This is a genomic window from Flavobacterium ustbae (assembly GCF_003946915.1).
GTDB classification, from domain to species: Bacteria; Bacteroidota; Bacteroidia; order Flavobacteriales; family Flavobacteriaceae; genus Flavobacterium; species Flavobacterium ustbae.
In genome coordinates, this window is the sequence record NZ_RPOC01000002.1 from 98,522 (window position 1) to 120,939 (window position 22,418).

Genomic DNA, 22,418 nt, shown 5'->3' on the forward strand with positions numbered 1-22,418 from the left:
CCGATACATCGGGACGGTTTTTTTATGGTTTAAAATTTAGGCAATAAAACCTTGTCTATGACATGAATTATCCCATTTGAACATTGGACATCTATTGCTATAATATTACTTACCCTATTACTTGCGTCGGTGATTTTTGCACCTCCCGTTAGGTTAACTGTAAAATTTTGACCAGCAAAAGTACTAACTGTCTGTCCATTTGTCAAAGCAGCCGACTGAACATTTGCGCCAGTAACAACATGATATTTTAAAGTAGTTTCTAAAACATTGGCAGGAATAGCAGGGAGACCCGAAAATCCGGTTTCTGTTAAGAAACTTGCAAATGCTGCATTGGTAGGAGCAAAAACGGTAAAAGGAGAATTTGCTGTTCCAGATAGAGTAGTTGCAAAACCTGATGAAGGATTATAAGTTAAAGCAGCCACTAATGTTGTGAAGTTTTTATTAGCCATTGCATGATTTACAATTGTTGGTAATCCGATTACGCCATCTACAACATGAATAATACCGTTTGACGCTTCAATATCTGCCATTGTAACTGTTGCGCCTCCGTTTGTTTTGCCTCCATTTATGTCAACTCCTGTACCTTTTTCTAAATACATACTTATCGTGTTAGAAGTAGAAGCACCACCTTTTGCTAAAGTTTTTACATATCCAGTTGTGATTTCGCTAGACTTTACTTTTATGTTCAGTACATGATTTAATAGTAATTCTTTTAGGGCCGCAGTTGGTACTGCATTAAGATCAGCATATCCATTTGCGGTTAAAAAAGCATTGAAAGCCGTATTTGTAGGTGCAAAAACAGTAAAACTGCCAGAAGAATTTAATGTAGTAGCCAAATCGGCTTTTTCAAGGGCGGCAACCAAGGAAGAAAGATCGGGACTTGCTTTCGCAATTGCAGTAATCGTTTTGGTTTTTTCAGGAGCATTATCGTCATCATTGTTACATGAAATACTGACGATGGAAATTATCGCTATCAAAGCGATTAATTTCATTGTAATTGTTTTCATAATACATTGTTTTTTTCGTTTGATATAGCTAAGTTATGAAATTTTGTTTAACAATTTTTTAAATAAATTAAACAATTATTAAAATTAAGAATATTTTAACATGATTTTTATATTTTTAAATTACTGGTTTTTAGTTGTTTATATGTGTTAGGTTACGTTTTTAAACTCTTTTTGCATTTTTTATCCCATTAAAAAACTTAAACAGAATCAAAATTGTTTTTATGATAATTAATTAAAAATAAAAGTTAAAATGGTTATACTTTTGCAATACTAAAAAGTGATTTTTAGTGTTATACTAAAAAATAAATTATGAAAAAATTTTGGATTTTACTTTTAATAAGCACTCTTGGATTTTCGCAGGATTTTAATAAAGTCGACGCTAACGGAAAAAAAGACGGACTTTGGAAAGGCACTTATACTGAATCGAAACGTCCGCGTTATGAAGGAACTTTTGATCACGGGAAAGAAACAGGTGTTTTTAAATTTTTTGATGATACAAAAAAAGGGGATGTTTTGGCAACGAGAGATTTTAGTGCCAATGATGGAAGTTCGTACACTATATTTTACGATCAGAATAAAAATAAAGTAAGCGAGGGAAAAGAGATCGGAAAAGCTCGTGAAGGCGAGTGGAAATATTACCACAAAGCTTCTAAAGTTCTTATGACGGTTGAGAATTATAAAAACGGGAAATTAGAAGGCAAAAGAACTATTTATTATCCAAATGCTCAAATCGCTGAGGAGATGATGTATAAAAATGGTTTAAAAGAAGGACCATATAAAAAAATAGGGCAGAACGGAACGCTTTTGGAAGAGTCAAACTTCCAAAATGATCAATACAACGGCGATGCGGTTTTTTATGATTCAGATAAATCAGTTGCTTCTAAAGGTAAATTTGTAAATGGTAAAAAAGCTGGAATCTGGCAATTTTACACTAAAGGCAAATTGGTAAAGGAGCTTAATATGAGTGATCCTAAAAATGCAAACAAAGCTTCTGAAAAAGGAGAAAAGAAAAAATAATCGAAGGCTGTCTGTAATGACGGCTTTTTTTATGCGTAAATAAAAATTAGTACAGTTGAGTGAAATTTGTGACAAACTATTTTTTAAATTTGATTTCACTAATACATTAATTAGATGGATTTAAGCGAGATTTTAGGAAGATTTTTACTGTTGTTTTTCTCGATTTTAGTTTTGTATTTTTTCTCTAACAGAAAAGATAACGCTACCATAAATCCGTTGATGGTTATTGTCGGACTTTGTACTTTTTCGCTTTGTTACCTTTTTACCAAAATAGAAATCGGTGTTGGCATTGGTTTTGGTCTTTTTGCTATTTTTTCCATACTCCGATTTAGAACACAATCATTTACGGTAAATGCCATAATCTTTCTTTTTGCAACGATTACGTTGTCTATTCTGGATATTATGTATCCGTTTGAAAAGATGGAATTATTGTTATTCTTTCAAATTACCATTATCGGATTTTATATTGCAGCTTCAATTATAGTAAATAAAAAAGCTTCAAAATATCTGAATTCTGTCGATGTAAAAATTCCGCTTGACGAAAACTTTTCTTTAAACTCAGAAGTAATTCGAAAATCAATTCAAAAAAAAATTAAAATTGAAGACTTTGATTTTAGAATTGTTTTAATAAATACCGCAAGCAACGAAATAGATGTTTTAGTTTTCTATTAATTTTCTTAAAAATTGTAGCTTAAAATCAGATATTTTGACGCGGATTAAACGGATTCGTTACCACGAAGTCGCGGATAAAACCGGATTTTTTTCATTTTTAAAAAATATAAATTAGTTTTTATCCGCGTCTTTACGAAGTAAATCCGTTTAATCCGCGTCTAATATTTAATCATTGAATGGACGAACCTGTTTGATATATAAATCTCTTTTTTCGCCCACAATTTTAAACTCAATATCTACAGGATGAAATTGGTTTTTACGCCAATAGCGATACATTTTGCTTTCAATTTTTTTGCTGACATCATAGAGATTGCTCATTTCTTTTCGACTCAATAAAGGTTCATTATTGTTTAAATTTGAGTTTGAAGTGTAATCAATATCAAAATCGGTTTCGTCTTTTCCGTCATTAAAATGATACGCTACAAACTGCTCGCAGATTTCACCTTTTTCTGGTTTTACAACCGAATTTTCTCCTTTTTGAACATTAACGGTAATTCCCGGAAAGTTTTGCCTAAAAATGTTTTTTGTAATAATTACACCATTTGCGAGTTCATCAGGAAATGAGCGATGAACCAAAACTCCCACTGCAATATTTTGCTGGTCAATTCCGAAAAGTTCTCTTTCGTTATACGACGCTTCATTCCAAACGCTTGCCCAGACTTGTTTGATGGCTTTTTCGAAAGTTTTAATGCTGTCTCCTAAAATTCCAGTTTTAGAATCGTATAGTCCGGCGCCATTGAAATCATCCAAATCTTCGGCGTTGGTGGAAGAACGAAATCTGAAATTTTTGAATTTGGCATTTTTGAAAGTTTCGTTGAGTTTGGCAATTAAAGCGGGATCGACTTTTTCTTTTTTTATCGCATCTCTAATTTTCTTTAACTGATTATTAATCCAAACGGTAGAATCTTTATGCGGATTTGCTAAAAGTTCTGCAATTAAAGGAGAAATAGATGCTCTCTGAATATGTTTCGTATAAAAATAAAAAGGAATTGCATGCGCATCTTCAGGAGTTCGAAACGGAATCTCTTTTGAAATTGCAATCAGATACGCCATATTTTGAGCTTTTGAACCAATGTAATTCACTCCTTTTTTTGGAATTGTAGCCAAACTGACTACTTCGGTTACAGAACTATCAATTGTTAGTTTTTTCTTTTTACCAGCAGATTTTATTGGAATCTTTTTTGTGGTTTCTTTTATGAAAAAAGTATCGACTTCGATTTTTAGCTCTACTTTTTTAGAAAGTAGTTTTTTGATAGTATTGTCTTTTTCAACATCCGTATAAGCCATAATCGGAATCTTTCTGTTTTTTCCTAAAAGCACCAAATGGCTTAAAGGCGTCTGAAGTTCATTCACAATAATTCCTCTTACGTTTGGGAGAATATCTGGCGTTCCATCCAAAATAATAATTTCGTCGGCATTCGGTTTTATGTTTTCTAATTCTTTGATTTTGTATTTCTTGAGAATTCCAATATTGCTGCCGCGAACAACTTCTTGATACTTTAATTCACCAAAAATATAATCAGATTTCACACACGGAATTTTAAATTCTTCCCGCTGAAACCAATTCATCATCTCCGGATTGTTCAGATAAAATTTGAGTTTTTCGCCAATAAAAGTGGATTTTTTGACCATATTAAAAAAACGTTCAATCAATGCAACGGGCATGTGATCGGATGCAGCAAGTTCAAAAATCCATTTGTCGGTTCCTTTGATGTGATTTAAATTGCCGAGAAGAAAATCTCTGTTTTTTTCGGTGTCACTGTAATTTTCATTGTTGAATACTTCAAGATCTTGGCTGTAGCCTAAATAATTGACCACAAAATCATAATGAAGCGGAATAAGACTGCTGTTGAAATAATACATTTTTTGTTTTCGAAGATCGTAAATCACTTTTACCGATTCGATATTCGAAAATTTATCAGACAAAGGTTTTCCTCTAAACGCTTTGTAAGCTTCATAATTTGCTAGAGAAGCGCTAAATCGTTGTGCACTCAAAGTCGTTAAGACGAACAGGAAAACTAAGCTATAAATATGTTTTTTCATACTCGTAAAATGTATGATTAAAAGTACTTAAAAAAGCAATAAGTTTTATCTACTTAGGCATTACTTAAACTAATGCAAACCATTGCAAGATTTTCTACTATTTGGTGTACCTTTGCAACCTTAAAAATTAAACATTTCAAAATGAAACGAGTAGTTGTTGGACTTTCAGGTGGAGTAGATTCTAGTGTTGCAGCTTATTTATTGCAGCAGCAGGGATACGAAGTAATTGGCCTTTTTATGAAAAATTGGCATGATGATTCGGTTACTATTTCTAACGAATGTCCTTGGCTAGAAGACAGTAACGATGCTTTGCTTGTTGCTGAAAAACTTGGTATACCGTTTCAAACTGTTGATTTGAGCGAAGAATACAAAGAAAAAATCGTGGACTACATGTTTAACGAATACGAAAAAGGAAGAACTCCAAATCCTGACGTGCTTTGTAATCGCGAAATCAAATTTGATGTGTTTATGAAAATCGCTTTAAGTCTTGGTGCAGATTATGTGGCTACGGGACACTATTGTCAAAAAAGTGAAATTGAAGTTGACGGAAAACCAGTTTATCAATTAGTTGCTGGAGTTGACAATAATAAAGACCAATCTTATTTTTTATGTCAATTGTCTCAAGAACAATTGTCTAAAGCTTTGTTTCCAATTGGTGCTTTAACCAAACCAGAAGTACGCGAAATCGCTGCTGAAATGGAATTGGTTACGGCAGAAAAGAAAGATTCTCAAGGTTTATGTTTTATTGGAAAAGTTCGTCTTCCAGAATTTTTACAGCAAAAATTGCAGCCGAAAGATGGTAAAATTGTTCAGGTTGACAAAAATGATCCGATTTATGCTGTTGAAAAATCAGCTGAACTTTCTTTGGAAGAGCAATTAAAATTAGAATCTAAAAAGTTAGACTATCTTCCGACAATGGGCAAAGTGGTTGGAAAACACCAAGGAGCTCATTATTTTACCGTTGGACAAAGAAAAGGTCTGAATGTTGGCGGAACAACAGATCCGTTATTTGTAATTGCTACAGACGTAGAAACCAATACTATTTATACAGGTTTGTCAAGCCAGCATCCTGGTTTGTTTAAAAAAGCACTTTTTGTCGGAAAATCTGAAGTACATTGGATTAGAGAAGATATGACGCTAAATGCAGGAGAAAAAATGGAAGTAATGGCGAGAATTCGTTACCGTCAGCCTTTGCAAAAAGCCGTTTTGCATCAATTTGAAGACGGAATGTATGTGGAGTTTGAAGAACCACAATCTGCTATTACAGAAGGACAATTTGTTGCTTGGTATTTGGAAAATGAATTAGTTGGTTCGGGAGTAATTTCTTAGCTTTATACTTTATTTGGGAGTAATCCTTAAAAAGTATAAACTGATGAGATATAATTTTACTTTTCTTTTATTACTCCTTTCGTTTGCGGTATTTGCGCAAGAAGATGCATGGGTTTATTTTAATGGAAAACCTAATGCTCAATCATTTTATGATAATCCGTTAATAGAACTTTCTCAAAAAGCTTTAGATCGAAGAACAAATCAAAATATAGCATTAGATTTGACCGATGCTCCTTTAGAAACTTCCTATGTAAATCAAATTAAATCGAGTACAGGAATTACGGTAATGGCGCAGTCTAAATGGCTAAACGCACTTCATATTCGTGGAACTCAAGCTAATATTAATGCTTTAAAAGTGTTGTCTTTTGTAGCAAAAGTGGAGTTTGCAGACAGAACTTTAAATTCTACTTCAAAAAGCACTTCTACGGCAAAGACAAGTCAAATTGCTAATAAACTAGAAACTGCAGCTAATTATTCTTATGGCAATTCGGGCAATCAAATACAGATGTTGAATGGACATCTTTTACATCAGCAGAATTATACTGGAGAAGGAAAAATTATAGCGGTTTTAGATGCGGGATTTCCGGGTGTAAATACAGCTCAGCCTTTTGAAAATCTTATAAATAATAATAAAATTCTCGGAGGTTACGATTATACAAACCGAAGCAATAATTTTTATGCAGGTGATGATCATGGCACCAAGGTTCTTTCTACGATGGGCGGGTACAAAGAAAACGCCCTTATTGGTACTGCTCCTAATGCTTCTTACTACTTATTTATTACAGAAATAGGTGCTGTAGAAAATCCAGTAGAAGAATCACTTTGGGTAGAAGCAGCCGAAAAAGCAGACGCTTTAGGAGTTGATATTATTACCTCTTCTTTAGGATATTTTGGCGATAGAACTGAGCCAAGATACGATCATATTTATAGCGATATGAACGGAACAACCAATTTTGTTTCAAGAGGTGCTGAAATTGCTTTTAGCAAAGGAATATTGGTTTTGGCTTCTGCCGGAAATGAAGGAACCAGACCAGAAAATCATATTGGTTCTCCTGCTGATGCTGTTTCTGTATTAGCAATTGGTTCGGTAAATGCAGCAAAAACAAGAACGAGTTCTAGTTCTATCGGTCCAAGTTATGATGGAAGAATAAAGCCAGATGTAATGGCTCAAGGCGTTTCTGCTGTAGTTGCGAATGCAAACGGAACTATTGGAACTGCAAGCGGAACTTCGTTCTCATGCCCGATTATGGCAGGAATGGCGGCTTCATTATGGCAAGCTTTTCCATCCAAAACAAACAAAGAAATCAGACAGATGATTTTGGCTTCTGCCGACAGATGTTCTAATCCAGATAATAGTTATGGCTATGGAATTCCAAATTTTGGAACAGCATTAAGTGTGGACAGTTTTATAGAAGAAGTTTCGTTTGCCGTGTATCCAAATCCTGTTAAAAATGAAGTTTCGTTTTCTTTTTTGAATGAAAATAATACAGCATCAGTAACCATTTATTCTATATTAGGACAAAAATTAATAGAAGAAAAAATCAATTATTCAAACCCAGTTCTTTCCTTGCAATCGCTTCAAAGCGGACTGTACATTTATAGTTTTGATGCCGATAATCTGCATAAAACAGGAAAGATAATCAAGCAATAAATTAATGAATAAAATCACTCAGCTTTTCAATATAAAATATCCAATCATTCAAGGCGGAATGATTTGGAATAGCGGTTACAAATTGGCTTCGGCAGTAAGTAATGCTGGAGGTTTAGGACTTATTGGAGCGGGTTCTATGTATCCAGAGGTTTTAAGAGAACACATTCAGAAATGCAAAAAAGCAACCGATAAGCCTTTCGGTGTCAATATTCCGATGTTATATCCAAATATTGAAGAAATCATGAGTATTGTGGTTGAAGAAGGAGTAAAGATCGTTTTTACTTCGGCAGGAAATCCTAAAACATGGACTTCTTTTTTGAAAGAAAAAGGAATTACAGTAGTTCATGTGGTAAGTAGCAGTGTTTTTGCCTTAAAAGCGCAAGACGCAGGTGTAGATGCCGTCGTAGCGGAAGGTTTTGAAGCGGGCGGACACAACGGGCGTGAAGAAACTACTACGCTGACTTTAATTCCGATGGTAAAGGAAAAAATACAAATTCCTTTAATCGCTGCGGGCGGAATAGCCACAGGAAGAGGAATGCTGGCCGCAATGGTTTTAGGAGCAGATGGAGTTCAGGTCGGAAGCCGTTTTGCCGCGTCTCTAGAATCTTCGGCACACAATAATTTTAAAGATACGATAGTTAATACTAAAGAAGGAGATACGCAATTGACTTTGAAAGAGTTGGCTCCTGTAAGATTGGTGAAAAATAAATTTTATCAGGATGTTCAAGACTTGTATCAAAAATGTCCTTCTAAAGAAGAATTGGTACAGCTTTTAGGGCGTGCAAGAGCCAAAAAAGGAATGTTTGAAGGCGATTTGGAGGAGGGAGAATTAGAGATTGGACAAGTTGCAGGATTGATTCACGAAATTTTACCAGTTGAAGAAATTGTTCAACAAATGATAGCCGAATTTGAAGTCGCATCCAAAGAAAAGACTACATTTGAGTTTTAATTGACGGCAAGAAATAATTTATGAATTCTATACGCACTTATATATTACTACTTTTTTTAGGATTTGGTTTTCAACAAGCTCAAAGTCAGTCCTATCATTTTAAGACTTCAGGCTTTAGCGTTCTAGAAAAAAACGAAAGAGGAAAATGGGGCGAGTGGTCTAATCTTGATTTGGTAAATCTTACCGTTGTTTTAGATACCAATAAACATAGAATAGTAGTTTATTCTCAAGAAATTCAGCTTTTCACCATTTTAGATTATATTGAAAGAGAAGAAAACGATACCGATATAACGTATTCTTTTATGTGTAAAGATAACGACGGAAAAGAATGCAAACTGTCAATTATTACCCGAAAAAAACAAGATTACCGTAAACAGCTTTACATCAATTACGACGATCATATTATTGTGTATAATATTTTTAATGTTTGATGTAAAGGTTCTGAGATGCTAAGCTTCTAAGGTTCTGAGCTTTAATTTTTCAATCATAAACATATTTAAATAATAAACCCGACAAGTTTTTAAAACCTGTCGGGTTTGCTATATAAACTGAGAACCTTAGTTTCTTAGAACCTTAGCACCTCAGAACCTTTAATTCTCCACATCCTTAATAAACTCATCATACTCTAAATAGAACATTTCAAGAGCGTGCATATTTTCATTGAAAAAATCAAAAATAGTATCCCAAGTATTTTTATTGCTAAAACCAACTTCTAGTTTTTCGACCCAAATTCGGCTGATGTTTTTACCACTTTCAAGCGTGTAATTTTTTTCAAAAACTAGGTTCTTAATAAATTCTTCCTCCAGAATATTTTTTAAAGCTTCCAATTTTTCAAAGTAAGCAATACGTTTTTCATCGCTTCGGTGTTCAATGTCAATTAAAACTTGTGCCTTTTTATTATCAACGTAAAATTTAAAAGAGAAATCTTTGATTTTGGTATCATAAAGCACCCATTTGCGAGGGTATTTTTCGGCAAAAGCTACCCAAAATTCTCTTTTTATTCTTTGCGATTCTTCTCTGCTGTACATTTTTTTAGGCTTTAAGATTAGAAAACTTGCGGTACTGCGTTTTCTGAAGTATATTTATGTTTTATTTGAAAATACAAAAATAAGCTTTGATTATGAATTTTCAAGACTTTTTGAAATATGTTCCCAATATAATTCCAGTAGAATTGCCAGCAGTGACATCACACTTAAAAATGGCTCCAAAAGAGCGTATAGTGGGATTAAAAAATCTTGATATCGAAGCACTAAACGCTAGAATGGCGGGAGTAATGATGCTGTTTTATCCAAAACAGGAAAAAACACATCTGGTTTTGATCGTTAGAAATGCTTATGATGGAGTCCATTCGGCTCAGATTGCATTTCCAGGAGGAAAATATGAAAAGGAAGATTTAAATTTTGAAACCACAGCACTTAGAGAAACACATGAAGAAATCGGAATTACGAGCGATAAAATAGAGGTAATCAAACATTTTTCTCCTATGTATATTCCGCCAAGCAATTTTTTGGTGCATCCGTTTTTAGGAATTGCTAAAGAAGAACTTTCTTTTTATCCCGATGTGCGAGAAGTAGCCGGAATTATAGAACTGCCTATTTCTGTTTTTTTAAATGATGAGATTATAATCGAAGCCAGATTATCAACTTCTTACGGAGCAAATATTTTGGTTCCTGCATTTAATATTCAAAATCATGTGGTTTGGGGAGCCACAGCAATGATTTTAAACGAATTGCGAGATGTTTTGAAAGCTGCAATTGCAAAAGAAGCTTGATAATGTTTTTTTAACGTTTTGATATTCATTTGAATAAGTGTTAATTGTAGAAATTGTGTAAATGTGTTGCTAAAAGAATAATTTTTGTATGTTTGCGAACTCACAAAAAATAAGACAAATTAGTTATGGGATTGTTTAAGCGAAATCCTTTTGGGCATATATTATTCATCAAGAAATGGTTAATCCGAGTTCTTGGTGCGATGACCCATAAGAGGTATAGAGGTTTTAATGAATTGCAGATTGAAGGATCTGAGATTATTAAAACGCTTCCAGATACTAATGTTTTGTTTATTTCCAATCATCAGACTTATTTTGCAGACGTTGTAGCTATGTTTCACGTCTTTAATGCCAGTTTATCAGGACGTCAGGATACGATTAAGAATATCGGTTATTTATGGCAACCAAAAATGAACATTTATTATGTTGCCGCCAAAGAAACTATGCAGTCTGGTTTATTACCCAGAATTTTAGCCTATGTTGGAGCTATAACTGTAGAGAGAACCTGGAGGGCAAAAGGAGTAGATGTTACAGAAAAACGTGATGTAAATCCGAACGATACTGAAAATATTAAAATAGCGCTTGCAGATGGTTGGGTTATTACTTTTCCGCAAGGAACTACCAAATCGTTTAAACCAGTTCGTAAAGGAACCGCACATATCATCAAACAGCACAAACCAATCGTTATTCCTATTGTAATTGATGGTTTCCGCCGTTCGTTTGACAAAAAAGGACTTCGATTAAAGAAAAAAGGAATTCTGCAATCTTTCATCATCAAAGAACCTCTTGATATTGATTATGAAAACGATACCATCGAACAAATTGTAGAAAAAGTAGAATACGCAATCGAACAACACCCTTCATTCTTAAAAGTTATTCCAGCAGAAGAAATAAAAGCACAGGAAGAACTCAACAGATTGAGACAATGGGAGTATTAGATTTCTAATTTTTTTTTGTTTCAAGTTTCAGGTTTCACGTTGCAAATGCTTTGTCCCTTTGTAACTCTGAACTTTGTAACTTTGATTAAAAATCTATTTTCTTCAACTCCTTATAATTCGCATACAAACGTCTCAAAAGCGTTCCGTAAATAACTCTGTAGAAACACCAGAACAATCCAAAGAAGCCTAAAATTACAAGAAATAATATTCCAATTGTAACGAACATGGCTTTTCCGTTCATGGCTAGTTTATTTCGAAGAAACTCCATATCTGGATTGTAGACAAAAGCGATAAAAAAGCTTAGAATTGCTGTAATTACAATCATTCCCAAATTGTACCAAACATAATATTGAACCGTTTTTCTAGTCTTTAAAATAGCACCCATCAACGATTTTGTGGCTATTGTAGTCGAAATGGTTTTGTAATTTTTATAAAAGATGTAAACAAAAATTAATACTACAACATAATTGAAATACGTTAAAAATTCTAAAGCGGTTACAATTTCAGGATGATTCATTTTTCGCAATACATCATCTGTATTGATGAATAAGTTTGAAAATGTCCAGAAAGAAATTTCCAAAATGCTGATGATCAAAATCCATTTTACAATAGACGATGATTTTTTGTGAATCATTTTGTAAATTTCCGTTTCAGAAATTTGTTGAAAAGAAGCAGTGTTCTTTTGCCAGTCTTTTTTTAGTAAATCCAGTTCTTTCATAATAATTTTTAAGGATTTAGTATTTTTTTAAGTTTCCCCTTAATTCTGTTCATTTTCACACGCGCATTCACTTCGCTGATCCCTAGGGTTTCAGCTATTTCTTGATAATCTTTGTCTTCTAAATACATAAAAACTAATGCCTTTTCAATATCATTCAATTGATAAACTGCTTTATACATCAGTTTTATCTGTTCTTCTTCCTCATAATTATAGTCAACATCTTTTACAAAATGCTGATGATTTTCATAATCTACGGTAGAAATAGTTTTTTTGGTTTTTCTGTATAAGGTAATCGCTGTATTTAAGGCAACACGATACGTCCAAGTCGAAAATTTACTGTCGCCTCTAAATTTTGGATAAGCTTTCCAAAGCTGAATGGTAATCTCTTGAAACAGATCTTTATGAGCATCTTCGCCAGCAGTATATAATCTACAAATCTTGTGGATTATATTCTGATTTGCCTGCAGCTGCGCAACAAATGACTGTTCTAGATTTTCGCTCATATTTATATTAGTAGTAGTGAAATCATTTTTGTTACAGTTGAAAATAGTTTTTTTGCCACACATTAAAAGATTTTATTGATCTCTTTGAAATGTTTTATAAATCCTTTCTAATTCTTTAATCTGTAGCTAAATGATTAAAAGTTTTTATCTCGATAATAATTAATCGTTAAATCGATGAACTTACTATAACTTTCCATTCCGTCTTTTTGGTTATTTGTTTTTAAGAAATTGTCCCAAAGAAAGTGAAAACCTTTGTCGATAAACGTGTCGTATTTTTTCCAGAAATCTTGATTTTCTTTATAGTTTTTTAAAATTCCAACGTGAACAGTTTTCTTTAGCTGGTTAAAAATCTTTTCATTTTTATGCTTCCAAATTCCTAAACAATAACTTAAGGTAAAGCTGTATCCTGAATATTGGTAATAAAGATTTTCGTTTTTAACAGACGCCAGGACACCTATAAAATTACATTCACTTTCACTGGCAAAACCAATTTGGTGAGCCATTTCGTGAGATGTGGTCAGAGGAAAATTGTACATTGGCAACAAATAATTAATCTGAGCTTCGTTTGTAAACGGATTTAAATAACCGCCAAATCCCATATAAGTTAATGGAACGCTGAACAGTGATTTCTTTACGCTCAACGTTTTGTATTTAAAGTATGGGTGTTCTTTCGCCAAATTATCATAACCGTTTAAAATCATCTGAAATGATTCTTTCTGCGAATACGGAAAAACAACTTTAGCACTGTCATTTTTTGTAATTTGAAAATGAACTTCGTTTGTCTTTGCAATTAACCTTTTAGTGAAAGCCAAAAGATCTGCATCTGTATATTCTCTTTTGATTTCCATCTTCTCAAAAAGAGGTTTACGATAATAATTAAAAGCCCAAAGCAAATGGAAGAAAAAGTAAAAAACAGAGATTTTGCCTAAGATGGTTAAAAGATGATCTTTCCAGTCTGTTTTCCATGTTTTTCTAATTTTCCAAAACCAACTGATAATAGAAATTAGTAAAAGACCATAAATAATGTCGCCGACAGAAAATGGAATTTTACCTAAAAGCGTTCTTGAAAAATGAGAAATTCTAATGAATAAATTCTTGCTGTAAAAGCCTTCGATAAAATCTGGAAAGTAAGGAAGGATTTTATAAAAAATGATTTGAACAAGAAGAAATAAAGGTAAAACGTATTTTGATTTCACAGTAATTTTTTTGGATAAGTAAATATAAAAATAAGTTAGCCACGAATTGCACGAATTTTTACTAATTGATTATTTAGGTAAAACTTTGGAACCATTATAATTTGTGCTAATTTGTGAAATTCGTGGCAAAAAAGCGTTTAAACTTTGTAACTTTGAGGCTCTTAATTGTTAAACATCAAACAAAATATAATGAGTCAAGAAATTAGAAATCTGGAGCCAAAAGCACTTTGGAACAAATTTGCAGATTTAAATGCTGTTCCGCGTCCATCGAAAAAAGAAGAGCGTGTGATTGAGTTTATGAAAAACTTTGGAAACAGCTTAGGTTTAGAAACTTTCGAAGATGAGATCAGAAATGTAATCATCAGAAAACCGGCAACTCCAGGAATGGAAAATCGTAAACCGATTGTAATGCAAGGACATTTAGATATGGTGCATCAAAAAAACGCAGATACTGTTTTTGATTTTGATACACAAGGGATCGATATGTATGTGGATGGTGACTGGGTTCGCGCGCGTGGCACAACACTTGGAGCTGATAATGGGTTAGGAGTGGCAACGATTATGGCTATTTTAGAAAGTAAAGATATTCCGCATCCTGCAATTGAAGCTTTATTTACAGTTGACGAAGAAACTGGAATGACAGGAGCTTTAAACTTAAAAGGCGGTATTCTTCAAGGTCAGATTTTATTGAATCTGGATACAGAAGAAGATGATGAAATTGATATCGGATGTGCTGGAGGAATTGATGTAACAGCAACTAGAACGTATCATGAAGAAGAAGTTCCAGAAGGTTCTGTTGGATATACTATTACCGTAAAAGGCTTAAACGGTGGACATTCGGGAATGGATATTCATAAAGGTTTAGGAAATGCTAACAAGATTATGAATCGTCTGTTGTTTGATGCATTTGAAAATTTTGGTTTGCAAATCGTTGAAGTGAATGGAGGAAGTCTTAGAAATGCAATTCCGAGAGAAAGCGTTGCTAAAGTAATTATTTCTCAAATGTTTGATGAGGCTTATGTTTATGATATGCAGGAAATTATTTCTGATATTAAAGCGGAATATAAAACTACCGAGCCTAATTTGTCTATTGAAATCGTAAAAGGCGATTTGCCTGAAAAAGTAATGGATTTAGGAGTTCAAGAAGGCATAATTAGAGCAATTTATGCAGCTCAGAACGGAGTGTATAAAATGAGCGCTGATATGGCAGATTTGGTTGAAACGTCAAACAATATTGCTCGTGTAGTGATTAAAGATGGAGAAATCTTAGTAGGTTGTTTAACGCGTTCTTCTGTTGAATCTTCAAAATTTGATTTGGCTAATTCATTACGTTCTGCCTTTGAATTGGTCGGCTGCGAAGTAGAGCTTTCAGGTTCTTATCCGGGATGGACTCCAAACGTGAATTCTGAAATCTTAGAAGTTTTAAAAGACATTTACGAAAAACAAAACGGAGAACAGCCTAAAGTTGTGGCTTGCCACGCTGGTTTAGAATGTGGTATTTTAGGAACAAATTATCCAGACATGGATATGATTTCTTTTGGACCAACAATTCACGGAGCGCACTCTCCAGACGAAAGAGCAAGTATTTCTTCAGCACAAAAATATTGGAAATTTGTTTTAGAAATTCTTTCTAATATTCCAGTTAAATAGTAGTGTTCGGTGTTCGGGTTTTTAGTATTCAGTCTAAAAAAGTGGTCAGTGTTCAGTCCCTTCGGGATAGTGTTCAGTTTTGCTGCTCTTTAAAAATGAAACTGTAAGTATAAAAAAAGTGACCAATGGTCACTTTTTTTATTTGTATATTTTTTTTGATACAGAACACTTTTTTAGCTTATACTGATCACTAAAAAAAACTGACCACTGACCACTTCAGAATTAGTTTCTCTTCAAAACTTTATATTGTTCGTAACAAGCACTGATCGCATCCATAATCTGCAAATCGTTTGCACTTTGAATGAAAGAATCAGAATAGTTGCAGCGGTGCATAATTTCAGGAATTTCATCTTTGCTGATTCCTAATAATACTGCAACGGTTTCTCGATCGTATTTCGATTCTAAAAGCGTTCGTACTGTATCATCTTTTTTCATTTCCTTTAGTTTTTTCAGTTCTCTAGCATTTTTTCCAAAAAAGCCATAGAGTACATCGGCGGGATTAAAGATAGATCCAAGGACTTTTCCGAAGGCATTTGGAGCATATTCTCCAGCTTCGTAACCTTGCGTAAGTCCAGATATACTATAACGATAGTTTTCTTTTGTTGGAATTAATTTAGAGTCAATTTCAAGATATCCTGTTAGAGAAAAAGGAGCAATGACAACTTCTTCTAAAGCAATTGCTTTTTCGGTAAGTTGAATTCTGGTTACTTTATTTTTTATCCAGTCATTTGTAACTCTAATTCTTAGCGATTGAAACCCAAGAATAGAAAAATGAAGTGTATCGTTGACTTGTACATCAATTTCAAAATACCCTTTTTCGTCAGATTTTGCACCACGAACTTTATTGGTGTTAATAATGTTTACGCCAGAAAGCGGTTGTTTGCTGTCGTCGTTAATAACGTAACCTGAAACTCTTTGTGGGACTGTTGGCTGTGAATCTTGCGTATCTTGCGCAAAACCAAGGTTGGCGAAAAGAGTAAAAAAGAAAATTGCGAAATATTTCATATCCTGTTTTAAAGTTCTAAAAGTAGTAAATCGGGATTAAATATCTCGCAGTCTGGGAATTTAATTATAAGAAAATTAACAAAGGCTGCAGCATTGCTTTTTTGAATTACAAAACTGATTTAAAGAGGATGAAATTCTCGTAAAAAAAATCCCAAATTCCAAGTACGTCTGGAATTTGGGATTTTGTGTATTAAGAAATTGAATTATTAATCTCTTCTTGGTCTTCTTGGTCTTGATGAATCGCCAAAGCTTTCAGAACGTCTTGGAGCTCTATCCGAACCTCCTTCAGTTCTTGGAGCAGAGCTTCTAAAACCACCTTCTCTTCTTGCAGATGAATTTCTATCGCTTCTAAAACCTCCTTCGCGTGAACCTCCATCACGAGAACCTCCGTCTCTTGAAGAATTTCTATCGCTTCTAAATCCGCCTTCGCGTCTTGGAGCAAAGTTTCCGTCTCTTCTTCCGCCAGAGCTTCTTCCACCACCACGGTTATTGTGGTCACGTCTTCCGCCGCCATCATTTTTAGAGATTTCAACATTAATACGACGACCTTCTAATTGTACGTTGTTTAAAACGTCCATTACTTTGTCAGTAAATTGAGGATCTGTATTAAAGAAAGAGAATCCTTCTTTTACATCAACTTTAAAGATATCATCACGACCTAAGTCTAATGTTTCTTTTAAGTAATCTTTTAAAGACATCCAGTCGAAATTGTCTCTTGAACCGATGTTCACAAAATAACGAACTGCACCGTTGTTGCTAAATTCTCTTCCTTCAGAATCTCCTCTTTCACGTCTCTCACCACCAGAAACAGAGATATCTCTATTCTTTTTGTAATAAGCAATGAAACGGTTAAATTCTACCGAAACCATTTTCTTAATCAACTCTTCTTTAGATAAATCTTCAAGAACATTGTTGATTGCTGGTAAATAGTTGTCAATTTCGTGATCAACCTCAGTATCTTTAATTTTGTTTGCTAAGTGCAATAACTGAATTTCGCAGATTTCAATTCCAGACGGAATAGATTTTTCTTCAAATTTCTGTTTGATAATTCTTTCGATAGAAGAAATTTTACGCAATTCACTTTTTGTAACAATTACAATAGAAGTACCTAATTTTCCAGCTCTACCCGTACGTCCAGAACGGTGGTTGTACGTTTCAATTTCATCTGGTAATTGGTAGTTAACAACGTGAGTTACATTGTCAACGTCAATACCACGTGCAGCTACGTCTGTAGCAACTAACATTTGAATTTGTCTTCCGCGGAAAGATTTCATTACACCATCACGCTGTGCTTGAGACAAGTCTCCGTGTAACGCAGCGGCGCTATATCCATCTTCAATTAATTTTTCAGCAATAGCTTGTGTATCTCTTTTTGTACGGCAAAAAACGACAGAAAAAATATCTGGATTAGCATCGGCTAAACGTTTTAAAGCTTCGTAACGATCACGTGCATTTACTAAATAAAATTCGTGAGATACTGTAGATGAACCTGAATTTTTTGTTCCTACAGTAATTTCTAATGGCTCGCTCATGAATTGTTTTGCAATTCTAGCAACTTCTTGTGGCATAGTTGCAGAGAACAACCATGTACTTTTTTCGTCTGGAGTATCTGATAAAATAGATACGATGTCTTCATAGAATCCCATGTTCAACATCTCATCAGCTTCATCAAGAATACAATAATCTATATTTTTAATGTTAACCAAACCTCTGTTGATCATATCCTGCATTCTCCCCGGAGTAGCCACAATAATTTGTGCTCCTCTTTTAATTTCTCTGGCTTGCTCTGTAATACTAGCTCCGCCGTAAACTGCTACCACATTAATACCTTTTTCGTATTTTGAGTAGTTTTTAAGTTCGTTGGTAATCTGTAAACAAAGTTCTCGTGTTGGCGATAAAACTAATGCTTGTGTGTTTCTATTGTCAGCATCAATTTTTTGAATTAGCGGAAAACCAAAAGCTGCCGTTTTCCCTGTCCCTGTTTGAGCCAACGCAACCATATCTGTGTCTTTTTCCAATAATAGGGGAATCGCCTTTTCCTGTACCTCTGACGGATTTTCAAATCCTAGATCTAAAATCGCCTTCAGTAACGATTCATTCAATCCTAATTGTTCAAATTTATTCATATATGTATTTAAAATAGGGTGCAAAATTACTGTTAATTATTCAGAAAAACTAATGCATTTTAAAGAATTGTATATTTGTTAAGATTTGATTATCAAAAAGTTAGAGATTTGATAAAATGAAATTGTCTGTAAAATGAATAATTTCAATTAAAAAACAGTCGTGAAATCTAAAATTTACGACTTAAAATGTTGTATTTGAAACAATTATTTTGTGGTATTCAGAAAATCAATCAGTTGCTTAACAGCTTTTCCGCGGTGACCTATAGTGTTTTTGGTTTCTAAAGGCAGTTGAGCAAAGGTTTCGCTGTAATTTTCTGGTTTAAAAATAGGATCATAACCAAAACCATTTGTTCCCCTTTTTTCTAATGTGATATTTCCTTTAACGATTCCTGTAAATAAATATTGTTTTCCTTTTAGGTTTAAAGTAATAACTGTCTTGAACTGGGCGCTGCGGTTTTCTTCATTTTTTAAAGCCTCTAAAAGCTTGTTCATATTGTCATCTGCATTTTTTTGCTCACCTGCATATCGAGCAGAATATACTCCAGGTTCTCCATTTAAAGCATGCACTTCTAAGCCAGTATCATCTGCAAAGCAATCGTAGCCATATTTTTGAGTTACATAATTGGCTTTTAAAATGGCATTTCCTTCAATTGTATCGGCAGTTTCTGGAATGTCTTCTAAACAATTAATATCTTCTAAACTTAATATGGTAATGCTTTCTGGAAGCATGCTTTGAATTTCTGCTATTTTATTTTTGTTGTTTGATGCAAAAACGAGATTCATGGTTATAATATTTTAAAAATGATTTTTCGATAATAAAGGCAATGGCAATTCCAAAAGTATAAGCAAGAATATCAGACCAAAGAAACCCTTGTCCAAGAACATATCTGCCAAAAAGTGTTTTTCTAAGTTCAATAATCCATTCGCTTTGATAAAGCTGTAAAAACTCAATACTATAACATATAAAAAGAGAAAGTAGTATTACAAACAGAGACTTTTTTTCAGGAAAAAAGATTCGAACAAAAAAGTAAATCATTACAGCATACAGAAAATCACCAATCCATAGAGGTATAAAAGATATTTTTCTTGAAAGTATTCCCAAAACAATAATGCTTAGAAAAACTAAAAAATAATAGATTCTTGGTTTTTTCAAATTTGATTTTTTTATAGAAGCAAATCTACAATTCTTTTAAACACTTTTGACGTGTCCACTTTGTCAAAGTTTTGAACTTTGACAAAGAGAAAATATTTTAGTAGGAGCGGAGTCGAAGCCTTGTTAGTATCCCAAACGTATTTTTATTTTTCGAAGTTATGGCAATACTAAATGTTAGACGCACTGCAGTACGTCTCTACGGAAAATCTTTGCGACTCTTAGGGATAGAATCTTCGTGAACCTTTGCGTAAATCTTCGTGAATCTTTGCGGAAAAACTATTCCGTAGACTAGATATCCTCAAAAGTACATTTTTACGGTACAAAAAATACAATTCCTCTTCCACATTACTTTATTTCATAAATTTATCAGTTCAATTAACGATCTATCAAAATAACCACATGAAGGCAAAATTTTTTACACTGATTGCAGCTTTGTTTCTTTTTCTAAATCAAGGCTATTCTCAAAAAGACAATTCATTTAATATTAAAAAGCAATTGGATTATTGCGCACAACAAGCTTCAAAAACCTTAAAAGTAATTCCGAACGACGGAACTTCTCCGCGAACAGTTCCAAACGGAAGCAAAGAATGGAAATTTGTTGGCTACAAAGATTGGACAAGCGGATTCTGGCCTGGAGAATTGTGGTTTCTGTACGAAGCAACAAAAGATAAAAAATGGGAAAAGGAAGCCGATAAATTTACTCGTTTTCTAACGCCATTATCTATTTCTAAAGCAGGAGATCACGATTTAGGTTTTCAGGTTTTTAATAGCTTTGGAAACGGATATCGTTTGACAAAAAATCCAGAATACAAAGAAATTATTTTAAAAACTGCTGATACATTAGCAACGCTTTTTAATCCGAAAGTAGGAACAATACAGTCTTGGCCTCACAATAAAATGGGCGGTCACAATACGATTATTGACAATATGATGAACTTGGAGCTATTGTTTTGGGCTTCAAAAAATGGAGGAAACAAAAAACTTTATGATATTGCTGTAAAACACGCTGAAACTACAATGGCAAACCATTTTAGACCAGATAATACTTCTTATCACGTAATTATTTATGATTTCGAAACTGGAAAAAAGATAAAAGGCAGAACGGCACAAGGTTATAGTGATGACAGCATGTGGGCGCGCGGGCAGGCATGGGCTATTTATGGTTTTACAATGACTTATAGAGAAACAAAAGATCCTAAATTTTTAGATTTTGCTCATAAATTAGCTCGTGTTTATTTGGATAAATTGACAACAGAAGATTTAGTTCCGTATTGGGATTTTAATGCTCCAAATATTCCGAACGAACCTAGAGATGCTTCTGCCGCTGCAATTGTTTCTTCAGCACTTTTAGAACTAAGTTCGTACACAAAAGAGAAGAATCTAAAAAAGGAGTATCTGACAAAATCTAAAAAAATGATAGTATCGCTTTCAGACCATTATCAGAGTCATGATGTCAATTCAGCATTTTTATTGCATTCAACTGGTCATAAACCTGCAGGAAGTGAGATCGATTGTTCTATAAATTACGCAGATTATTACTATCTTGAGGCATTATTAAGACTTCAAAAATTAAAATAAAAAATTATGAGAAAGAAAATAACCTCAGTTGCTTTAGTATTAATGACCGTTTTAATACTTGTAAGCTGTAAAAATACCAAACAAAAACTTCAAGAGTATGTCGTTACTTATAATAAGACTATAGCTCCAAGTTTTAGAGCCGAAAACGTAACCCTTACTACAGCAAGAGGTTATATAAACGACGATAAGATTGAACTGCGTTTTGAAACCGATTTAGAGCAAAATGAAGCGAATAAATCGGAAGCTGATATTTCTTTTCCGAAATTGATAAAACTAATGATTGATAAAGATCAAGTTCCAAGACAACTGATTGAAGAAGGCGTTCAGTTTGATGTATATTTTCTAGCAGATGATAATACAGTTTTAGACAAAGAAGTACTAACTGGCGAATCTCTCAAAGATTTTTTAAAATAATAAATTAGTTTTTATAGAAAAACATACCATTTTAATTCTTACATATTAAAAGTCTCTTTAAAATTTATTTAAAGAGACTTTTTTGTGTTTGTAACATAAAATTAGCCGAAAAACAAACTTTTTAATTCCTACAAATATTCTTGTTTTAAGTATATAATCAGTTTGTAGTCAAATAATTATGTCTATGATTTTTGAGCACGAATGTTGTTTTTATGTCATGAATTAATTATGTTTGAGTTAAAAAATAACTATTAAACCAAAAAATTATGAAAAAAATTACCCAAATCGCATTTGCTATAGCTTTTGCATTATTTTTAGTTAGCTGTAAAAATACCAAGCAGAAAATTCAGGAGCATGTAAGTAATTACAATAATTCGTCTTCTATAAAAGGAAGCGGTATTACCAGCACAACAGCAAAAGCTTTTCTAAATGACAATAAAATTGAAATTAGGATTGAAACCAATTTAGAAGAAAATGATGCAAACAAATTAGCCTACAAAGAATCTTTTCCAGATCTGTTGAAAGAGATGATCAAGAATGATCAGATTTCATCTTCGCTTATTGCAGAAGGGGTAAAGTTTGATGTTTATTTCTTAGCCTATAATAATGCTATTTTAGCGCAAGAATTAGTAGGTCAAGAACAATTGGCAGTTTTAGAAGGAAATGCAAATGCAAGTAAAGAAACTGCAAAATTATAATTG

22 protein-coding genes are annotated in these 22,418 nt (G+C 33.4%); 12 read left to right on the forward strand and 10 right to left on the reverse strand.

Translation table 11 applies throughout. The annotated features are described in order from the left end of the window. Positions 1-29: 29 nt before the first annotated feature. Positions 30-1,007 (reverse strand): fasciclin domain-containing protein, encoded by a 978-nt coding sequence (locus EG814_RS04315; RefSeq protein ID WP_125719286.1) that lies wholly within the window; start codon positions 1,005-1,007, stop codon positions 30-32. 309 nt (positions 1,008-1,316) lie between these two features. Between EG814_RS04315 and EG814_RS04320 the strand changes: the two genes are divergently transcribed. Both EG814_RS04320 and EG814_RS04325 read left to right on the forward strand, forming a co-directional pair. After that, complete coding sequence (locus EG814_RS04320) at positions 1,317-2,024, forward strand: toxin-antitoxin system YwqK family antitoxin (RefSeq protein ID WP_125719288.1); 708 nt, start codon at positions 1,317-1,319, stop codon at positions 2,022-2,024. Positions 2,025-2,138: 114 nt separating this feature from the next. After that, positions 2,139-2,696: a DUF4956 domain-containing protein gene (locus EG814_RS04325; protein ID WP_125719290.1), complete on the forward strand. Its 558-nt coding sequence runs from the start codon at positions 2,139-2,141 to the stop codon at positions 2,694-2,696. 165 nt (positions 2,697-2,861) lie between these two features. Here the strand turns inward: EG814_RS04325 and EG814_RS04330 are convergent, their stop codons facing one another. Next, a complete protein-coding gene (locus EG814_RS04330; RefSeq protein WP_125719292.1) occupies positions 2,862-4,739 on the reverse strand; it encodes a PEP/pyruvate-binding domain-containing protein in 1,878 nt (625 codons plus the stop codon). 141 nt (positions 4,740-4,880) lie between these two features. On the opposite strand from EG814_RS04330, the gene mnmA reads away from it, so the two are divergent. From mnmA to EG814_RS04350, 4 genes are read left to right on the forward strand one after another with little or no spacing between them, the layout of a single operon-like run. Further along, positions 4,881-6,068, forward strand: coding sequence for a tRNA 2-thiouridine(34) synthase MnmA (gene mnmA / locus EG814_RS04335; RefSeq protein WP_125719294.1), 1,188 nt, complete (start codon positions 4,881-4,883; stop codon positions 6,066-6,068). 43 nt (positions 6,069-6,111) lie between these two features. Then, positions 6,112-7,719, forward strand: a complete 1,608-nt coding sequence (locus EG814_RS04340; RefSeq protein ID WP_125719296.1) for a S8 family serine peptidase — start codon at positions 6,112-6,114, stop codon at positions 7,717-7,719. Positions 7,720-7,723: 4 nt separating this feature from the next. Continuing rightward, the gene (locus tag EG814_RS04345) at positions 7,724-8,668 is read left to right on the forward strand and encodes an NAD(P)H-dependent flavin oxidoreductase (protein WP_125719298.1); all 945 of its coding nucleotides are present in this window, start codon (positions 7,724-7,726) and stop codon (positions 8,666-8,668) included. A 20-nt stretch (positions 8,669-8,688) separates the two neighbouring features. Next, on the forward strand, positions 8,689-9,099 hold the full coding sequence (locus EG814_RS04350) for a hypothetical protein (protein ID WP_125719299.1): 411 nt from the start codon (positions 8,689-8,691) through the stop codon (positions 9,097-9,099). A 159-nt stretch (positions 9,100-9,258) separates the two neighbouring features. Here the strand turns inward: EG814_RS04350 and EG814_RS04355 are convergent, their stop codons facing one another. Beyond that, positions 9,259-9,696: a DUF4268 domain-containing protein gene (locus tag EG814_RS04355; RefSeq protein ID WP_125719301.1), complete on the reverse strand. Its 438-nt coding sequence runs from the start codon at positions 9,694-9,696 to the stop codon at positions 9,259-9,261. A gap of 92 nt (positions 9,697-9,788) precedes the next feature. On the opposite strand from EG814_RS04355, the gene EG814_RS04360 reads away from it, so the two are divergent. Both EG814_RS04360 and EG814_RS04365 read left to right on the forward strand, forming a co-directional pair. Beyond that, positions 9,789-10,439: an NUDIX hydrolase gene (locus EG814_RS04360; RefSeq protein WP_125719304.1), complete on the forward strand. Its 651-nt coding sequence runs from the start codon at positions 9,789-9,791 to the stop codon at positions 10,437-10,439. A gap of 125 nt (positions 10,440-10,564) precedes the next feature. Next, positions 10,565-11,374, forward strand: a complete 810-nt coding sequence (locus tag EG814_RS04365; protein ID WP_125719306.1) for a lysophospholipid acyltransferase family protein — start codon at positions 10,565-10,567, stop codon at positions 11,372-11,374. 85 nt (positions 11,375-11,459) lie between these two features. Here EG814_RS04365 and EG814_RS04370 read toward each other — a convergent pair whose 3' ends face one another. The 3 genes from EG814_RS04370 to EG814_RS04380 form a co-directional block, all read right to left on the reverse strand. Beyond that, positions 11,460-12,092 carry a hypothetical protein gene (locus tag EG814_RS04370; RefSeq protein WP_125719308.1) on the reverse strand — a complete coding sequence of 211 codons (633 nt, stop codon included), beginning with the start codon at positions 12,090-12,092 and terminating at the stop codon, positions 11,460-11,462. A gap of 8 nt (positions 12,093-12,100) precedes the next feature. Next, positions 12,101-12,595: an RNA polymerase sigma factor gene (locus tag EG814_RS04375; protein ID WP_125719310.1), complete on the reverse strand. Its 495-nt coding sequence runs from the start codon at positions 12,593-12,595 to the stop codon at positions 12,101-12,103. A 134-nt stretch (positions 12,596-12,729) separates the two neighbouring features. Next, positions 12,730-13,791 (reverse strand): DUF3810 domain-containing protein, encoded by a 1,062-nt coding sequence (locus EG814_RS04380; RefSeq protein WP_125719312.1) that lies wholly within the window; start codon positions 13,789-13,791, stop codon positions 12,730-12,732. A 189-nt stretch (positions 13,792-13,980) separates the two neighbouring features. Between EG814_RS04380 and EG814_RS04385 the strand changes: the two genes are divergently transcribed. After that, positions 13,981-15,441, forward strand: coding sequence for an aminoacyl-histidine dipeptidase (locus EG814_RS04385; protein ID WP_125719314.1), 1,461 nt, complete (start codon positions 13,981-13,983; stop codon positions 15,439-15,441). Between the two features lie 222 nt (positions 15,442-15,663). Here EG814_RS04385 and EG814_RS04390 read toward each other — a convergent pair whose 3' ends face one another. The 4 genes from EG814_RS04390 to EG814_RS04405 all read right to left on the reverse strand — a co-directional run bounded on the left by EG814_RS04390 (position 15,664) and on the right by EG814_RS04405 (position 19,725). After that, a complete protein-coding gene (locus tag EG814_RS04390; RefSeq protein ID WP_125719316.1) occupies positions 15,664-16,446 on the reverse strand; it encodes a carboxypeptidase-like regulatory domain-containing protein in 783 nt (260 codons plus the stop codon). Positions 16,447-16,652: 206 nt separating this feature from the next. Next, positions 16,653-18,572 carry a DEAD/DEAH box helicase gene (locus tag EG814_RS04395; RefSeq protein WP_125719318.1) on the reverse strand — a complete coding sequence of 640 codons (1,920 nt, stop codon included), beginning with the start codon at positions 18,570-18,572 and terminating at the stop codon, positions 16,653-16,655. 204 nt (positions 18,573-18,776) lie between these two features. Further along, positions 18,777-19,355, reverse strand: a complete 579-nt coding sequence (locus EG814_RS04400) for a non-canonical purine NTP diphosphatase (protein WP_125719320.1) — start codon at positions 19,353-19,355, stop codon at positions 18,777-18,779. After that, positions 19,321-19,725, reverse strand: a complete 405-nt coding sequence (locus EG814_RS04405; protein ID WP_125719322.1) for a ribosomal maturation YjgA family protein — start codon at positions 19,723-19,725, stop codon at positions 19,321-19,323. The genes EG814_RS04400 and EG814_RS04405 overlap by 35 nt, the downstream gene beginning before the upstream one ends. 399 nt (positions 19,726-20,124) lie before the next feature. On the opposite strand from EG814_RS04405, the gene EG814_RS04410 reads away from it, so the two are divergent. The 3 genes from EG814_RS04410 (at position 20,125) to EG814_RS04420 (ending at position 22,415) form a co-directional block, all read left to right on the forward strand. Further along, positions 20,125-21,303, forward strand: a complete 1,179-nt coding sequence (locus EG814_RS04410; RefSeq protein WP_125719325.1) for a glycoside hydrolase family 88 protein — start codon at positions 20,125-20,127, stop codon at positions 21,301-21,303. Positions 21,304-21,309: 6 nt separating this feature from the next. Continuing rightward, positions 21,310-21,717 (forward strand): hypothetical protein, encoded by a 408-nt coding sequence (locus tag EG814_RS04415; protein WP_125719326.1) that lies wholly within the window; start codon positions 21,310-21,312, stop codon positions 21,715-21,717. A gap of 266 nt (positions 21,718-21,983) precedes the next feature. After that, positions 21,984-22,415 carry a hypothetical protein gene (locus EG814_RS04420; RefSeq protein WP_125719328.1) on the forward strand — a complete coding sequence of 144 codons (432 nt, stop codon included), beginning with the start codon at positions 21,984-21,986 and terminating at the stop codon, positions 22,413-22,415. Positions 22,416-22,418: the final 3 nt, after the last annotated feature.

Bases quoted from the DNA above. Each gene is read 5' to 3' on its own strand.
- EG814_RS04315 (WP_125719286.1), bottom strand. From the start codon at position 1,007: ATGAAAACAATTACAATGAAATTAATCGCTTTGATAGCGATAATTTCC.
- EG814_RS04320 (WP_125719288.1), top strand. From the start codon at position 1,317: ATGAAAAAATTTTGGATTTTACTTTTAATAAGCACTCTTGGATTTTCG.
- EG814_RS04325 (WP_125719290.1), top strand. From the start codon at position 2,139: ATGGATTTAAGCGAGATTTTAGGAAGATTTTTACTGTTGTTTTTCTCG.
- EG814_RS04330 (WP_125719292.1), bottom strand. From the start codon at position 4,739: ATGAAAAAACATATTTATAGCTTAGTTTTCCTGTTCGTCTTAACGACT.
- mnmA (WP_125719294.1), top strand. From the start codon at position 4,881: ATGAAACGAGTAGTTGTTGGACTTTCAGGTGGAGTAGATTCTAGTGTT.
- EG814_RS04340 (WP_125719296.1), top strand. From the start codon at position 6,112: ATGAGATATAATTTTACTTTTCTTTTATTACTCCTTTCGTTTGCGGTA.
- EG814_RS04345 (WP_125719298.1), top strand. From the start codon at position 7,724: ATGAATAAAATCACTCAGCTTTTCAATATAAAATATCCAATCATTCAA.
- EG814_RS04350 (WP_125719299.1), top strand. From the start codon at position 8,689: ATGAATTCTATACGCACTTATATATTACTACTTTTTTTAGGATTTGGT.
- EG814_RS04355 (WP_125719301.1), bottom strand. From the start codon at position 9,696: ATGTACAGCAGAGAAGAATCGCAAAGAATAAAAAGAGAATTTTGGGTA.
- EG814_RS04360 (WP_125719304.1), top strand. From the start codon at position 9,789: ATGAATTTTCAAGACTTTTTGAAATATGTTCCCAATATAATTCCAGTA.
- EG814_RS04365 (WP_125719306.1), top strand. From the start codon at position 10,565: ATGGGATTGTTTAAGCGAAATCCTTTTGGGCATATATTATTCATCAAG.
- EG814_RS04370 (WP_125719308.1), bottom strand. From the start codon at position 12,092: ATGAAAGAACTGGATTTACTAAAAAAAGACTGGCAAAAGAACACTGCT.
- EG814_RS04375 (WP_125719310.1), bottom strand. From the start codon at position 12,595: ATGAGCGAAAATCTAGAACAGTCATTTGTTGCGCAGCTGCAGGCAAAT.
- EG814_RS04385 (WP_125719314.1), top strand. From the start codon at position 13,981: ATGAGTCAAGAAATTAGAAATCTGGAGCCAAAAGCACTTTGGAACAAA.
- EG814_RS04390 (WP_125719316.1), bottom strand. From the start codon at position 16,446: ATGAAATATTTCGCAATTTTCTTTTTTACTCTTTTCGCCAACCTTGGT.
- EG814_RS04395 (WP_125719318.1), bottom strand. From the start codon at position 18,572: ATGAATAAATTTGAACAATTAGGATTGAATGAATCGTTACTGAAGGCG.
- EG814_RS04400 (WP_125719320.1), bottom strand. From the start codon at position 19,355: ATGAATCTCGTTTTTGCATCAAACAACAAAAATAAAATAGCAGAAATT.
- EG814_RS04410 (WP_125719325.1), top strand. From the start codon at position 20,125: ATGAAGGCAAAATTTTTTACACTGATTGCAGCTTTGTTTCTTTTTCTA.
- EG814_RS04415 (WP_125719326.1), top strand. From the start codon at position 21,310: ATGAGAAAGAAAATAACCTCAGTTGCTTTAGTATTAATGACCGTTTTA.
- EG814_RS04420 (WP_125719328.1), top strand. From the start codon at position 21,984: ATGAAAAAAATTACCCAAATCGCATTTGCTATAGCTTTTGCATTATTT.